A 16,666-nucleotide genomic window follows, 5' to 3' on the forward strand; every position below is an offset into this window, starting at 1 on the left:
GGTTTTGAGATAAAAATTAGCACTGCTAATTATGCTGTATTCTTACAACTATCAGTTTAACTAATTAATAAACTAACCAGTACTAATCACAACAATGCTATATACTCCTTAAATCCCATTCAGACAAAGCTCTACATAACTCATTATTGTAAATTTCATTGTATATTTAGAATCATTAAAAACCTTTAATAAAGAAAAGCCGTCTAATAGATAATTGTAATAATTACCAGTAATTTTTTGAACAAAACAACCTTGCTTTGGTCTACAGCTTTCTTCTGTATTTATTATAGCGCTTAGATGAACAATAAGATTAATTCTATTTTAACGCTTATCGTAGTTAAAAAGAGAATTAGTACTAAAATTAAATTGCAAGTAATGTTAGGTAAATAGCTAGAGACGGAATTTATGCACACTAATAATCTTATATAGAATAAAAGTAGCAACAAACGCATTATGTATCCTTCCATACTTAATTATAGAACTTTAATGAGACAGGTTAAGACATTCTACTCTTTTATATTGCTAATTATTACTTGCTTGAGCTGTTCGCAAGATGATTATTCAAATAATAATGTTGCTGAACAAACCACTGATCCTTTTACTATTTCTGGACCACATCTACTTTACAATATGAAATCACTTTCTACAAAGGAGTTAATGCAATGCAAACCTTTGGTTTAGTAGACCCTGGTTTGATGAATGAATGGAAGGTAGAAATTGTAAGAGAGTTTGTTGGAAATCTTCGTGAACAACCTATTGATAGCGACCCTATTCAGGCTAGTGATAACAAGTGGTACCACTCTCTTCAGACTATTGTTAATCAAAATCGAGACAACAATAAAATTACAATAATTTGTCCTTTCGGCTGGGTTGATAATGAAGGACACCAAATACTCTTTACTGGTCTAAATCCCTCTTCGCAATACTTTTATGCTGATTATAAAACAAAAATGAAAGAAATAGCCGAGCATTTTAAAGACCAACCAGATGTCTGGATTGAAGTTTGGAATGAACCGTATCATTGGAATAATGAAAATAATTATACTCATAATTTGTGGCTGTCAGATATGACAGACATGGTAGAAAATTTGAGGCAAGTGCCCGGTTTTCGTAATATAGTAATCGTTCCTGGAAATGAACAAGGTCAATCTGAAGAAGCTATTCTTGCAAAAGGAAATACTCTTATAGAGGATAAGTTTAATGTATTATTTGATCTACATGCTTATGAGAAGTGGCTGGTTAATACTACTGAGTCTCAAATTATTTCTAGACTCAATAATTTAAAAGAAAATGATATCCCTTTCTTTATAGGCGAGATTGGGGTCAAAAATGTGGGTGATATCATGCCTATTCAAAATTTCCTAAATGCCGTTAATTCTGAACAAGTAAGCACATTAGCATGGTTATGGAATCAAAATAGTAATTATAGTAATGCTTTATTAACTAATGACGGATTACCGAACTCAAATTTTAATAATAATTATTGGGGATTGACGTACAAGGAATTTCTTGATGATTAATAACTGGTCACAAAAAACAGAGCCACGTAAAACTTACTACTTTCTTATCTTATTCGAAAAGATAAATGGTTGCAAACATTAATCAAGAGAATCTGAAAATAATACTTGCATAGCGATTACTTAAAGAAGAACTTTTTTACTTCAAACAAACTCCACCGAGGCTAGTTTCTTTCTCGAACCTTCCATTATCTTTTATCTATAGTTCTAAAGCTTAGCTTTCTATAGTATAACATTGAATTTACTAAGAAATAACACGTCTAAAGGAAAACCTTAAGGAAATGTGAGCACGTAATTGTAGATTAGCTCTATCAAATTGACTTCGTCTAACACATAGATTACAGCTTAATTTTTTACGCTTGCGCGAAAGCGTAAGTTGTTTAATAAGCAGTCAAAAAAACATAACTATGAAACTCTTTCTATACCTAATTTTAGCTTGCACACTCCTACTTATCTCTTGTGGTAGTGATGATGATACCACAAATATCGATAACCTATCAACTCTAACAGACTTGAATGGTGAAACTGGTTTATCTTATGAAGAAAGTTTAAGCAAGTGGTCAGACTTAAAAAGTAATCATGGAAAATCATACATCTATCAAACAGATATTATCTCCTTTACAGGTGATGGAAGCACCACAGAAATTAAAGTAATAGAAAACAGTGTTGTCTCTCGAGTATATCAAACTTTTACCATAGATGGTGAGACTGGGGAGCGATTGATTACAGACACCTATTCTGAAAACGAAGCTGCATTAGGAACAAACCAAGAAGGCGCTGCTCCGCTCACAATAGACGAGTTATATGATTCTTGTGTAAGCGAATACCTCGTAGTAGACCAGGAGAACAACACGATATACTTACAGACTGAAGTAAATGGGTTACTTACATTATGCGGTTTCATACCTAATAATTGTGCAGATGATTGTTTTAGCGGCATTTCTATAAAAGCCTTTGGCTGGATTAACTAATCTTACTTTAAAGTATTGCATATACTTATGAAGTGGACTACTTCAAAAAAATATTTCCTAGTGTGACACATCTATCAGCAGCTCCATTAAAAGAACTACAGTTACCGTAACTAATCATAATATTGTGCGTTTATATTTTACAAAAACAATACATATAAAGGAAAGCCGTAAATTAATTCACGTATATAGTTGTAGATTTGCCATCAGAAATCTACTTCTTACAATTGCCTAATAAGTAGACTGTTATAAAAAACTTATGAAAACAATAAGAATACTACTGTTTATACTTTTTATATTATTAGTGAGCATAAGCTATAGTCAAAACTATAAGTTTGATAAAATTGTAAAGAGCAGTTTTTCCACACAATTATTTCCCAATCAAGAATGGACTCATTTTTTTAATTCTGAGGATGATTCATATCATATGTATATATACAAACGCAATGATTCTCTAGTCTCTAGAATTTTTGATACCAAAGAAAATGAGGAGCATTACTTTCACATTGATAAATCGAATTCTTTAAATTTTATTGAAACAAAAAACTTATCAAAAAAAGTAAATGGACATAAATTTGAATTCTCTAAAATAGAACAGCGTAAAGGAAATAAGGAAATCACTTTTAAAATTCTCAACGACAGAGATAAAAAAATTGCTAATTACAAGCTTAAGATTAAAGAAACTGATGAAGATTTTTTCTCAATATATAAGCTATCTGCTCTTGAGAATCAATTATTCAATAAAATCAAACCTTCCAAACACTTTATCGTTTTAGAAGCTAAAAGAAATTCAACAAAATACAAACTTGACTCCATTGAGGATATAAATTTGACAGTTACAATTCCTCATTAAAACTAGTTCTACCCATAGACGTAGGGCCCATTTGCTATAACAACCAAATTAAAATAACAAACAGACTCCTAAATTGAAGCTCGAACAAAGACAAAACCTCAATTTATAGAAGGTGTAGAGAAAGTTATCAAAGAGGCTAAAGCTCCCTTATCTGGAAAGGATGCTCTCAAACCAATCTCTTAACTTAGGTCTATCAATAACATAAACTGCACAGATACGCTTTCACGAAAGCAAATTGCACTAGTTTCTTACACCGAGCGTAAGTATAACATTGATTTTTTACCTTAGATAAAATAAACCTTAAAATAAGCTAGCAATCGTAAGTACACATATTTGTATTACACACAAAAATTAATTGGTATTAGAACAACATGGATTGGAGCAGCTTTGAGATAGACGATAAAATATTTAAGTGGGAACAAACATTTAATGATGTCTTTGAAGTCTTTGAACACAAAAACCTTAACAAGAATACGAGCTCTTGGAAACTTCACAAAGTACCTTCAAACGAGTTTTTAGGCTTAGATACTGTTTCGTGTGAATTCTACGGACCTTCTTATGACAGACCTATTTCCTCTATTTCATTTGGATTAAAACCTATTAAAAAAGGATGGTTTCAACAGCACCACTCGCCGTATATGAAACAGCTCATATCTATACTAGGCGAACCTGATAAAGTTCAAGAAAATCCATTAACAGATGGTAAAAAGTATAACGAGGGATATAGTAGCGGCAGTGTAATTTATGCTGCACACTGGTGGTTTGGCGATATTAGGATTGGCCTCTCTGCGTATGGAGGAATCAGAAATGAGTCATTAGGAGAAACAGCGGCACTCCTCCACATAGGTTGGTACAATGAGATAGCAATGGCTAAGCCATACATCAATGACTTTTATAATAGAGAAGCTCGCATAAGCAAACAACTTACTTTGATAGAAACCTTTACCCTCAGCTATGGTCAATTAAAAATGTTGCGTAGGTCTTATGAGTTACCTAGTGATTTGCTGGCAGGTAAGGAAGATGAAATTCACCTAGCACAGCTCGCTTTATACCACGCTAACGTTTATAGAACCCCAAAGGAGCTAGCACAACAAATGCAACCCAACCAGCTGCGGCTTTTATCTCTAGACACTACGCAACAATACGCACTAGCCACTAAGCACGACTTCACGGTCTTTGACTATGGTAGCGAAATCGTCTTTACTAATATACTACCAGCAAAAGGAGCCGGAGCAACAGAAATCACTGTAAACAACTTAACATATAGAGACAGTCCTAATAGTGTCCCGTTATCTGAACTAAGAACCAAACTTAAAGCTTTAGGTTTCACCATTAAAACCGCCGAGTTTTTCGATGCTTGATGATTACAAATGACGTTCATAACTCCTTTATCAAGTTCGCATTCTACAACATATTCCGATTAAAATGAGTGGAGTTAGGCTTTCGCGAAAATGTTCTCTCAACCACTATTTCTAGTAGCGATACACGCTGCGCAAGATTTATAAATAAGTGTATATTTAGACAATCAATTAAAAAACAACTAATTACATATCTTTTCTGTGATATCAAAATTTTCAATGAGCCTTCTATGATTTGAACTCTGGCTGCTTTATAAGATTGCTTTTTATCCACTCACAAATGAAAAATATATACACAATACTTTTACTTCTTGCACTTCTAAGTTGTTCCGAAAAAAAGTTAAGCACTCCCTACGAGCCTCTAGTCACCAATAAAGATGCAATTGAAAAGAGAAATGAGGTATTTATAAAAGTACATGACAGTGTGGATTCTTTCTTTACAAATTTAACGCTGGATGAGATGCAAGCTATGCCTGACATTTTATACCTAGGCAAAAAGGAGAATAAGTCATCTATAACAATTCCTACAGACACTACAGTTTATATAATAGGTGGAGACCCTTTCATTTCAATATTTTACAAACTTGAAATTGATAAAGGCGACAGCATTTTAATTGACGTGGAAAACTTAAAAGTCAACTCCTCTAAGCAAGTTCAATATCCAGTCTTTACACACTTAAATAGTGATAAACCATGGAGCGAAACTAACTTTGATTATCTTCTGTTCAAGCAAAATCTAAATAGTGAGGCAATCGTAATCGACGAAGATAAATTTCAAAACAAAGAGTTCTCAATAAAACAAATACATGAAAACTCAAACTTGCTATTGGATAGTCTAAAAGCTATTAATAGTATCTCAGATGAGTTCTACAGAAGTACAAAGCTTGACCAGCAACTTAAGTACGCAACATCGAAAGTAAGAGAAGCTAGAAAGCAGCATTTACAATTGGATATTGATACTTTAGATATAAAAATAAATAGTGAAGAATTATTTGAACGCAATGAATACGTAAGTTTTTTAAAAGCTTTGGTGTTATATAAATATTTTCAAACCGATAAAAGAGTTTCAAACACTGTACAATTTGATGTTGTTACTAAAGAAACAAAGCTATTTAATCAGTCAACAAAAGAAATGTTACTAAGCGCTTATCTTAAAAGCATTTATTTTTTAGAAAAATCAAAGTTTGACAATTATTTAGAAAAGTTTTACACTTTAAATACTAGCAATAAGTTGGAAGACAAATGGAAGACAATTGTCGAAAATCAACAAGAAAACATTGAGAAATTAGACATAAATGATCGTACTATTGGGGTTTTATCAAATTTAGTAAATGACAACCAATTGACATTTGAGGAGATTCTTTTAAGAGAAAAAGGAAAAATAGTGCTAGTTGATTTTTGGGCAAGTTGGTGTGCACCTTGTAGAAAAGAAATGCCATTTTTAGAAGATTTAAAAACAAGATTTGATAAAACAGAATTTGAAATTATTCAAATTTCAATTGACAAAGAATACGCAGCTTGGCTTCGAGCAAGTACATTAGAAAATCTATCAACTGAAGAGAATAATTATATAATTGCCAACTGGAAAAAGTCAAAACTATATAATAATTACAATATAAAGACAATACCACGGTATCTGCTTTTTGATAAATTTGGAAAAATCATTGATGACAATGCCCCAAGACCAAGTGATAATGAACTTGCATCCTTGATTATAGCTAACTTATAAGAAATACCATTAATACTTATAAACTCCGCAGTTGCACGGTGTACTTCATAATCAGGATTCTGACACACCATTATCAACCTAACTAATAAAGAGTAATGTGACTAAAAAGGAATTGGGACTATAAAAACAAAATCAACCCTGCTTCATTTCCGTAAATTCAACCCAACTTTTGATTTTCTAAGCTTTGGAGCAATTCCCTATTTTCGCGAAAGCGTAAACAACTATCATAAACAATAAATCACCTCATTTCCTCAATGAAAAATTCCCTAAAAACAATATTTCTTCTTGTAACCTTATTTGCATTTCACACTGCCACTGGACAAGAAAATTTTGAAAAAACAACACTAGTCAAGAACATCTTCTCTGCGCTGAAAAGCCAAGATGATACAAAGGTCATTGAAAGTCTGGCTACCAAAGATGACATCTTATACCTCATCCCTATTGTACAAGCAAATTCTAGCGAAAAAATACCTGAAGTAGCAACCATAATAGCCAATTTTAAAACAGAAGCAGCCAAGGATTTTAAAGAAGTACTGAGAAAGGGATCCGCCTTTAAGGTGCAATGGGAAGATATGCAGTTACAGACCGTACGTTATGAACCTCAACCAGACGATAATATCGCTATTGAGAAGGGACATATCATTCTAGTATGTAGTAGTAATGACGTTAACTTTGAAGTGATTTTAAGAAAATCTATCAAAATAAAAGACCACTGGCGATTAATGGATAGAATGAAGTTTAGACTGCTGTAATTACATAAATGCCTTAACAAAGATTTAATCGAAATCCTATTTTCGCGAAAGCGTAATTATCTATCTTTATCTAGCACTTTAAAAACAAGCATATGAAACTTACAGACGATCAAATCAACAATAGACTAGAAGATTTTCCAGACTGGGAGTATGACGATAACGCGATACACACCACGATTGAGTTTGAAAACTTCCGCGAGGTGTTTGCAACCATGACGCGTATTGCCTTTGAGTGTGAGAAAATGGATCACCACCCTACCTGGACAAACACGTATAATGAGCTAGAAATCTCTCTTAACACACACGATGCAGATGGTGTGACAGAAAAGGATTTTGACCTTGCAGCGGCTATAGATGATATTTTAGGCGCATAAAGGACTATAAATTTTAAAGAAATCAACCGATTTCATATTTTTACCGCGGTCAATACTATTTGTATTGATCGCGTTTTTAATTACACTATTATTAAAAAAGAGATTTTTGCTTACGCGAAAATATCTATTACTTTATAAACATGGGAAGAGCATTTGAGTTTAGAAAAGCACGTAAAATGAAGCGCTGGAGCGCAATGTCTAAGGCATTTACACGCATAGGTAAGGATATTGTAATGGCCGTTAAAGAAGGTGGTCCAGATCCAGACTCAAACTCGAGACTACGTGCGGTAATACAGAATGCTAAGGCGGTAAATATGCCTAAGGATAACGTAGAACGTGCCATTAAAAGAGCGTCAGATAAGAGCCAAGGCGACTACAAGGAAGTAATCTTTGAAGGATATGCACAACATGGTATCGCCATACTTGTAGAAACCGCTACAGATAACAACACACGTACGGTGGCAAATGTGAGAGCTGCTTTTAATAAATGTGACGGTAACCTAGGTACTTCTGGATCTGTAGTATTTATGTTTGACCACACTTGTACCTTCCGCGTGAATGCAGAGGGACAAGATGTAGAAGAGATAGAACTTGAGTTTATAGACTTTGGTGCCGAAGAAGTTTTTGAAGACGAAGACGGGATACATATCTATGCGCCTTTCGAAAGCTACGGAGCGATACAAAGCGCCCTTGAAGAAAAAGGGATTGAGATCTTAGAATCTGGTTTTGACCGTATACCACAAGTAACGAAGCAACTTACTCCAGAGGAAGAGGCAGACGTAAACAAGCTTATCGATAAGCTTGATGAAGATGATGATGTGCAGAATGTATTCTCTACTATGCAAGCAAATGCGGAGGAAGAGGAATAAAAAACTAGAACGCATAAAAAAACCCTCAAGAAATATCTTGAGGGTTTTTTATTGGAATTATGTGATTACTATTCTTGGTATAAATACAAAGATGAAGCTCCAGCTAATTCATTGTTTACTGCTGGTGCAAGGTCTCCTCCTGCTTGTACGCTTGCAAATGCTAGTACTCTTCCTCCTCCATTTGCTCTCTCTGCAATATATACGATATCGTTTACTGCGTCATACTCTGCACTAATTGGATTTCCTAAGAACGTAGCTGCTCCTGCAACTCTTACTTGGTTTCCAGCTACGGCTAGTGTTTCACCATTTTCAACAGCGTCAAATTTTGAAGCAAAGTTTGAAATAACGTGGAAACCACCATCTGAATCAACACCTGCATCTCCAATATCTGTAAGAATCATTGTACCATCAGTTTCTGCAATACCGTGTGTTCTTACAATTCCTTCTATAGTAATTCTCTTACTCGCTGAAACAGTTGCATCTGCACTGTTATCTAAAAAGTCTTCAAATTCTGCTACATCAGATGTTTTATCAACTACTGCATATAGAGAAGATCCCACAAACTCAATTCCCCATAAAGCAAATTCAGTTGTTACCGTGTTTCTCAATGTAAAGTTTCCTCCAGATTTTTGGAAGATAAAGATTCTACCGTCTGCTGTATCTGGATCTCCATCTACATCTGCATTGTCTGAAACTACGTAGAAATCACCACTTACGGCAAGATCACGTGGGCTTACTAATACTGCACTACTACTTACTGTTGCAGTAAGGTTTACTCCTGCAGTAGAAAGTAGTACGTTTCCGTAAGCGTTTAATTGTAGTCCTGATCTAGATGCCTGAGTTACCTCATCACTAGAACCATCATAATAGATACCTTCTGCATCTGTAGAAACTGTTCCAAAGCTAGCAGCTGTAATATTTGATGTATCTCTCACATCATACACCGTTACATCACCATCACTATTACTTGATGCATAAAGTTCTGCACGTGAGTCTGCAGTTACAACAGTTGTTCCTCCTTCATCGTCAGATGAACAGCTTGCAGCTACTAATGCTGCTCCTAAAAGTAATCCACAAATTTTTATTGATTTCATAAACGTAATTTTTAAAGTTAAATTGATTATTGTTCTGCATATGTACGTTGAAAAAAGGTTGAAAGGTTTTCTAGGAATACGAGATTAACACAGTTTAACGATTAACACACCTATTTGGCTGTCATTTAACGAGCGCAAAATTTATTTATTAACAATAATTTTATGAATATGGCCTCCTCATTATTAAGAATATAGCGACCCGTATTTGAGCGCCCAAATATTACTAACAACAATAAATAGTTAATTTTTTGTTAATTACTTGACAGGCTATTTCACCAATTAAAATTTGAGTTTATGTTTGCCGCGCAAAATAAGTTCGTTCAATCGAGCTTATTGCCTACTCTAAAATGAAAAACGATTTCATATTCGGGCTTAGGATGATCACAAAGTCTAATCCAAAAGCTGCCCAAAGATTTGGGAACCGAATGTTATGGCCGGCTTGTAACATCAATATCGCTATAAAGCGTTTAGAAGAATTTGCATTCTCTCCATTTACTGTATTTATTTTCCGCATCTGAGGTTCATAGAATTAACTTTTTCTTAAAGGGAATATCTCCCTCATTTCTATACCTTTTATACCTTACACATTTAAAACTAATTAATGAAGACCAAGTACATTGATCTCATCGAGCAGACGTATTATTTCCCACAAGAGGAATTTAACCTTAATAAAAACCACTTAGAGTTTCATGGCATAGACCTTATGAAACTTGTAGAGCAATACGGTGCACCACTTAAGTTTACTTATTTACCTAAAATCTCTGATAACATACAGCGAGCAAAAAAATGGTTTGCAGATGCTATCCAGGCAAATGGTTATGAAGGAAGTTATAACTATTGCTACTGTACAAAAAGCTCACACTTTAAGCACGTGCTTAACGAAGCACTTTCTAATGATATACATATCGAGACTTCGTCTGCATTTGATATAGATATTGTAGAGAGTTTAAAAGCTGCGGGAAAAATCACAGACGATACATACGTAATAAGCAATGGGTTTAAACGTGAGAGGTATGTAGAAAACATTGCTCGTCTTATTAATAACGGGCATAAAAATGCAATTCCGGTAATTGACAATTACGAAGAGATTGACCTTCTAAGCAACCAGATTAATGGCAAATTTAAGGTAGGAATTCGTATAGCATCTGAGGAGGAGCCTAAGTTTGAATTCTATACTTCAAGACTTGGAATAGGTTACAAAAACATCGTTCCATTCTTTAATAACCAGATTAAAAATAACGAGAAGGTTGAGCTTAAAATGCTTCACTTCTTTATTAACACAGGGATACGCGACACGGCTTATTACTGGAACGAGCTCATGAAGTGTATCAAAGTGTACATCAATCTTAAAAAGATTTGTCCGTCACTTGATAGCCTAAACATAGGTGGAGGTTTCCCTATAAAGAACTCACTTGCTTTTGAGTATGATTATGCATACATGATTAATGAAATCATCGCACAGATCAAACAAGCTTGTGATGATGCAGATGTAAAGGTGCCTAACATTTTTACAGAATTTGGCAGCTTTACCGTTGGCGAAAGCGGCGGAGCTATTTATGAAGTACTGTACCAGAAGCAACAAAACGACCGTGAAAAGTGGAACATGATAAACTCTTCATTTATCACAACATTACCAGATACTTGGGCTATAAACAAACGTTTTATCATGCTAGCCGTAAACCGCTGGAATGAGGAATATGAGCGTGTTTTATTAGGTGGTCTTACCTGCGATAGTGATGACTACTATAACAGTGAGCAGCACATGAACGCGATTTATATGCCTAAGTATAAAAAAGATAAACCACTTTACATTGGTTTCTTTAATACAGGAGCATATCAAGAGTCTATAGGAGGTTTTGGCGGACTGCAACACTGCCTTGTTCCTTCTCCTAAGCACATCCTCATTGACCGCAATGAAGATGGAGAGATTACCACAGAAATATTTGCAGAACAGCAAACGAGTGAGCAATTATTAGGTATCTTAGGGTATTAAATACGCTTTCGCGAAAGCAAAATAAAAAATATTAAATCAATTATATAACCACTAACAGTAACAACACCGAGAAAACAATATTCTCACTTTACATCTAACATCTAGTATCACCATGAAAACGTACGCAGGCATACCACAAGAATATGCAGGAGCTGAAAAAGCTAAAATTGTTTTACTTCCAGTTCCTTATGACGGAACTAGTACTTGGGGCAAAGGAGCAGACAAGGGTCCTGAAGCATTTTTACATGCTTCTGAAAATATGGAGCTTTACGACATAGAAACTGAAAGCGAAGTTTACAAACAAGGGATACACCTTGCAGATCCTATCAAAGAAAATACATCACCAGAAGCAATGGTGGAAGCTGTACACAAGATTGTAAAGAAAAACATTAAACGTAACAAGTTTGTTACCATGTTTGGTGGAGAGCATTCTGTATCTATAGGTGCTATTCGTGCATTTAATGAAACATTTGATAATCTTACGGTATTACAACTAGATGCGCATGCAGATTTACGTGAGTCTTATGAAGGTTCTACTTGCAATCACGCTTGTGCCGTGTATGAAGCAAACCAAACTACAAATCTTGTACAAGTAGGAATACGTAGTATGGATGCCATTGAAAAAACAGTGATGAATGAAGATAATGTTTTCTTTGCTCACGAGATGGCAACAGACGATTACTGGATGGATAATGCGATTGAGGCAATGACAGAAAATGTATATGTAACATTTGATCTAGATGCCTTTGATCCATCTGTACTTTCTGCTACTGGAACTCCAGAACCTGGAGGATTATTCTGGTATGAAACGTTAGACTTCTTACGTCGCGTGTTTGCAGAGAAGAATGTTGTAGGTTTTGATATTGTAGAGCTTTGCCCTAATGGAAATAGCAAGCCTTCTGAGTTTGCAGCGGCAAAATTATACTACAAAATGCTTAGCTATAAGTTTGAGCAAGAAGATGCTGGAGAAGAGTACGAAGTAAGCGGATTACAAGAAAAAAGCAAAAAAATTAATCAAGAAGAAGACGATTATAATGACTAATAAAGGAGCAATATCACAATTTATTGAGAAGTACTATCTACACTTTAACTCAGCTGCGCTAGTAGATGCTGCCAAAGGGTATGAAGCACAACTAGAAAAAGGATCAAAAATGCTTGTTTCTCTTGCCGGAGCAATGAGTACTGCAGAGATAGGAAAAATCTTTGCAGAGATGATACGCCAGAAAAAAGTGCATATCATTTCTTGTACAGGTGCAAACCTTGAAGAAGATATCATGAATCTTGTGGCTCACAGTCACTACAAGCGTGTACCTAACTATAGAGATCTTACTCCTCAAGATGAGTGGGATTTACTAGAAAAAGGACTCAACCGTGTTACAGACACATGTATTCCAGAAGAAGAAGCTTTTCGTCGTATTCAAGAGCATATCGTAAAGATATGGCAAGATGCAGAGGCTGCTGGTGAGCGTTATTTACCGCATGAGTACATGTATAAGCTGTTACTTTCTGGAGTATTAGAGCAGTACTACGAGATAGACATCAAGGATAGCTGGATGTATGCAGCTGCAGAGGCAAACTTACCTATTATCTGCCCAGGTTGGGAAGATAGTACTATGGGTAACATCTTTGCGAGCTACGTGATGAAAGGCGAACTTAAAGCTACGACTATGAAGTCTGGAATTGAGTACATGACATTCCTTGCAGACTGGTATACAGCAAACTCAGAAAAAGGAATCGGTTTCTTCCAGATAGGTGGAGGTATTGCTGGTGATTTCCCTATTTGTGTCGTGCCTATGCTTTATCAAGATATGGAGCGCACGGAAACTCCTTTCTGGAGCTATTTCTGCCAGATAAGTGACTCAACTACTAGTTATGGATCTTATTCTGGAGCGGTACCTAATGAAAAAATCACTTGGGGAAAACTAGATATGGATACTCCTAAATTTATCATTGAGAGTGATGCGACTATTGTAGCGCCATTAATCTTTGCTTACCTCTTAGATATGTAAATAAGGTGTCTCAACACATCTTTAATAATAAACGCATAATGAAAAAACCAAGTAACCTAAGACGCGTCATTGTAGACTATGCAAAACTCAATGATGATATATTAAATTTACTAGTAGCAAAGTATCCAGATGGATATGAGTCTCATCATATTATCTCTTTTAAAAATGCTCAAGGTGAGATGGTAGATTGTGTAGAAGTAACTACAGAAGACACCTTGTACCTTGTTAAAGTAAGTAAGCGCCTAGTTGTGGCGATGGAGGACTTTGACCAAGATGAGTATGACGATGATGATACGGATGATGACGATCTAGATCTCGATATAGAAGACGAGGATCAAGAAGAACGAGAGGATTAAAAATAATTGCAATTATTTAAAAAAAATGTAACACCTTTTGTAACATTCTTATCTCCCACTACGTATAAGGTATAGGGTAAAATCCTAGATTGGGAAATCTATTTGATAGTGGTCGCACACGCGGCAATTTTAAATTAACAACACTTTTTAATTTACACTATTATGAAAACAATGTTTATTGCCCTTTTTACAGTGGTTACACTAGCTCTTAATGTACAGACAACAGATAGCGTTACCGCTACTTTTACTGGCTATGCAGAAGGTACGTTCTATTTTGAAGATGCAGATGAGCTTACACATTCTTTTGATGCCATGAGTGATGCTGCTGCAAAGCAATTTGATCTTACTACTGAGGCGTTTCAAGGGCAAATGTTTAAAGTAACGTACACTACAACTTCAGAGATTAATGAAGATGATGAGGAGTATGAAGTACTTTCTATTACTGCTCTTGAGTTAATTAAATAAGCTCAATAACTTTATAACCATAGGGCAGTTGGTAATACCTTCTGCCCTATTTTTATGGATTTAATGTACGCTTTCGCGAAAGCGGTATTCCCTCCACACTAAGTAGCACTCCACAAGTTTAAGTTTTAAAATTATGAATCTTAAAGACGGTGTAAAATCATCAGACAATAAAGTATCCTCAGAAGCGATGGCACTTAGTCTGTTTGTAAAAGACACCACAAAATCACTTACAGACCGTTTAGAATCTTACGAAGACATTATCAACTTAGAAGTAGGCGATACGGGTCTTACAAGAGCAAAATCTCTTGAACGTGAGTTTGATATTAGACAATTATACATCAAATACGAGGGTGATAACCCTACGGGAACACAAAAAGATAGAATTGCCTTTGCACAAGTTTATGATGCGCTGCGCAGAGATTTTCACACCATGTCACTCGCCACCTGCGGTAACTACGGTGTCGCAGTTGCACTTGCTGCAAAGTTAGGCGGAATTGCTTGTAACATTTACATCCCAGAGTCCTATCACACAGATCGTATCATAGAGATGGAACGTCTAGGAGCTACGATTTTTAGGCTACAAGGTAGTTATGAGGAGGTAGTTACTGCCAGCAGCAAACTAGCACAAGAACATGAATGGTATGACGCAAATCCTGGAGGTGCAAACACACCGTTACAGATATCTGCATACTCACAAATTGCTGTAGAGATTGTAGATGAGCTGGGTGATGCGCCACAGTATTGTGCTGCTCCAGTATCTAATGGAACTTTATTTGCTGGGATTTATAGAGGCTTTGTGAGTTTATACAAACGAGGTAAAACCTCTCGCATTCCTAAAATGATTGCAGCTTCTTCTACAGGTAAAAATCCTATTATTCAATCTCATAAAGAAGGACTAGACCACTGTCGTGATCTTGATCCAGATAAGATTAAAGAAACTAAGTACAATGAGCCACTTATAAACTGGCACAGCTTTGATGGAGAGGAAGCTCTGTATGCTATCCAGCAATCTGATGGAAAAGCATTTAACATTAGTGATAAAAAAATGCGAGAGATGAGTACGCTCCTACTTAAAAAAGAGGGACTACGCATTCTTCCTGCATCAACTGCTGGGCTTATCGCTCTCTTAGAACTTGATGAGAAGGAGAACCTCGCTCCAGATCGTTTTGTAGCAGTACTTACCGCAAAAAATTAACTACTACCAGCAGTCGCTGGATATAACTTTAAAACATACCTGTTTAGTCAGGACACATATATGAAAAAATCAATAGATGGAAATGCTCTTGTATACTGTCAAGGCGCTTTTAACACTCCAAACGGAAAAACTGCTCACGGCTTAGTGCGCTTTACAGAACGTTATAATGTCGTGGGAATTATAGATAGTACGTATACTGGCAAAGATGCTGGCGAAGTGCTGGACGGGAAACCTAATGGAATACTAATTTTTGAAAACATCGAGACTGCTATTTCATCATTACAAGGCGAAAAAGAGTTTCCTAAATCACTTGTGATCGGTCTTGCGCCTGATGGTGGGCGTCTTCCTAAGGAAGCAAGAGCAACTATTGCAACAGCGATTAAACAAGGCTGGAATATCGATAGTGGTCTGCATGATTTCCTTACTAATGATGAGCATCTTGTAGCGCTAAGTAAGGAGCACAACATTCAAATACGTGACGTGCGTAAAACTCCAGATCGCGACACCCTTCATTTTTTCTCCGGCGAAATAGAAAAAGTAAACTGCCTTAAGATTGCTGTTTTAGGTACAGATAGCGCTATTGGTAAACGAACAACCTCATGGTTAATCGTACACGGACTACGCAACGGCGGAAAAAAAGCGGAGATGATTGGTACCGGTCAAACTGCGTGGATGCAAGGAGCAAAATACAGCATGGTAATGGATAGCTGCATTAACGACTTTGTGTCTGGAGAGATAGAGCACGCAGTAGTGAGTGCATACAATAATGAGCAACCTGATGTAATCGTGATAGAAGGCCAAGGAAGTCTTATGAACCCAGCATACCCTGGAGGATTTGAAATACTTGCAGCTGGAAGACCAGATTATGTAATCTTACAACACGCTCCTACACGTCTGGAATATGATGGATTCCCTGGCTATAAATTGCACACATTACAAGAGCAGATTAATGCCATCGAGGTAATCTCTGGCAAGAAGGTCATTGCGGTGACAGTAAACCACGAGAATATGACACCAGAACAAATTGAACCAGCTTGTAAAGCGATTACAGACGAGACAGGCCTTCCCGCTTTTGATGTACTTGCTCATGGCGTAGAAGGGTTGATAAAGGTTCTTGAACAACACATTAAGTAA

16 protein-coding genes are annotated in these 16,666 nt (G+C 35.9%); 15 read left to right on the plus strand and 1 reads right to left on the minus strand.

Annotation, left to right across the window (positions count from 1 at the left end):
* Nucleotides 1–662 precede the first annotated feature (662 nt).
* The 8 genes from KRODI_RS01215 (at nt 663) to KRODI_RS01250 (ending at nt 8,420) form a co-directional block, all read left to right on the plus strand.
* Nucleotides 663–1,520, plus strand: coding sequence for a cellulase family glycosylhydrolase (locus KRODI_RS01215; RefSeq protein WP_013749744.1), 858 nt, complete (start codon nt 663–665; stop codon nt 1,518–1,520).
* A gap of 404 nt (nt 1,521–1,924) precedes the next feature.
* Nucleotides 1,925–2,488 carry a hypothetical protein gene (locus KRODI_RS01220; RefSeq protein WP_013749745.1) on the plus strand — a complete coding sequence of 188 codons (564 nt, stop codon included), beginning with the start codon at nt 1,925–1,927 and terminating at the stop codon, nt 2,486–2,488.
* A gap of 256 nt (nt 2,489–2,744) precedes the next feature.
* Complete coding sequence (locus tag KRODI_RS01225; RefSeq protein ID WP_013749746.1) at nt 2,745–3,338, plus strand: hypothetical protein; 594 nt, start codon at nt 2,745–2,747, stop codon at nt 3,336–3,338.
* A 371-nt stretch (nt 3,339–3,709) separates the two neighbouring features.
* A complete protein-coding gene (locus KRODI_RS01230; RefSeq protein WP_013749747.1) occupies nt 3,710–4,699 on the plus strand; it encodes a hypothetical protein in 990 nt (329 codons plus the stop codon).
* A gap of 277 nt (nt 4,700–4,976) precedes the next feature.
* Nucleotides 4,977–6,425 carry a TlpA family protein disulfide reductase gene (locus tag KRODI_RS15040; RefSeq protein WP_013749748.1) on the plus strand — a complete coding sequence of 483 codons (1,449 nt, stop codon included), beginning with the start codon at nt 4,977–4,979 and terminating at the stop codon, nt 6,423–6,425.
* A gap of 254 nt (nt 6,426–6,679) precedes the next feature.
* The gene (locus KRODI_RS01240) at nt 6,680–7,177 is read left to right on the plus strand and encodes a hypothetical protein (RefSeq protein ID WP_013749749.1); all 498 of its coding nucleotides are present in this window, start codon (nt 6,680–6,682) and stop codon (nt 7,175–7,177) included.
* 92 nt (nt 7,178–7,269) lie between these two features.
* Complete coding sequence (locus KRODI_RS01245; protein ID WP_013749750.1) at nt 7,270–7,551, plus strand: 4a-hydroxytetrahydrobiopterin dehydratase; 282 nt, start codon at nt 7,270–7,272, stop codon at nt 7,549–7,551.
* Nucleotides 7,552–7,691: 140 nt separating this feature from the next.
* Nucleotides 7,692–8,420, plus strand: coding sequence for a YebC/PmpR family DNA-binding transcriptional regulator (locus tag KRODI_RS01250; RefSeq protein ID WP_013749751.1), 729 nt, complete (start codon nt 7,692–7,694; stop codon nt 8,418–8,420).
* Nucleotides 8,421–8,488: 68 nt separating this feature from the next.
* Here KRODI_RS01250 and KRODI_RS01255 read toward each other — a convergent pair whose 3' ends face one another.
* Entirely contained in the window at nt 8,489–9,514 is a 1,026-nt protein-coding gene (locus tag KRODI_RS01255) for a hypothetical protein (protein WP_013749752.1), read from the minus strand.
* A 601-nt stretch (nt 9,515–10,115) separates the two neighbouring features.
* Between KRODI_RS01255 and KRODI_RS01260 the strand changes: the two genes are divergently transcribed.
* From KRODI_RS01260 to KRODI_RS01290, 7 genes are all read left to right on the plus strand, one after another.
* Nucleotides 10,116–11,507: an arginine decarboxylase gene (locus tag KRODI_RS01260; protein WP_013749753.1), complete on the plus strand. Its 1,392-nt coding sequence runs from the start codon at nt 10,116–10,118 to the stop codon at nt 11,505–11,507.
* 112 nt (nt 11,508–11,619) lie between these two features.
* Entirely contained in the window at nt 11,620–12,549 is a 930-nt protein-coding gene (speB, locus tag KRODI_RS01265; protein ID WP_013749754.1) for an agmatinase, read from the plus strand.
* Nucleotides 12,542–13,516, plus strand: coding sequence for a deoxyhypusine synthase family protein (locus KRODI_RS01270; RefSeq protein ID WP_013749755.1), 975 nt, complete (start codon nt 12,542–12,544; stop codon nt 13,514–13,516). The genes speB and KRODI_RS01270 overlap by 8 nt, the downstream gene beginning before the upstream one ends.
* 38 nt (nt 13,517–13,554) lie before the next feature.
* The gene (locus KRODI_RS01275) at nt 13,555–13,872 is read left to right on the plus strand and encodes a hypothetical protein (RefSeq protein ID WP_013749756.1); all 318 of its coding nucleotides are present in this window, start codon (nt 13,555–13,557) and stop codon (nt 13,870–13,872) included.
* Between the two features lie 162 nt (nt 13,873–14,034).
* Complete coding sequence (locus KRODI_RS01280; protein WP_013749757.1) at nt 14,035–14,337, plus strand: hypothetical protein; 303 nt, start codon at nt 14,035–14,037, stop codon at nt 14,335–14,337.
* A gap of 133 nt (nt 14,338–14,470) precedes the next feature.
* Complete coding sequence (locus tag KRODI_RS01285; protein WP_013749758.1) at nt 14,471–15,532, plus strand: pyridoxal-phosphate dependent enzyme; 1,062 nt, start codon at nt 14,471–14,473, stop codon at nt 15,530–15,532.
* 60 nt (nt 15,533–15,592) lie between these two features.
* Entirely contained in the window at nt 15,593–16,666 is a 1,074-nt protein-coding gene (locus KRODI_RS01290; protein WP_013749759.1) for a DUF1611 domain-containing protein, read from the plus strand.

This window comes from Dokdonia sp. 4H-3-7-5 (assembly GCF_000212355.1).
In the GTDB taxonomy this organism is placed as follows: domain Bacteria; phylum Bacteroidota; class Bacteroidia; order Flavobacteriales; family Flavobacteriaceae; genus Dokdonia.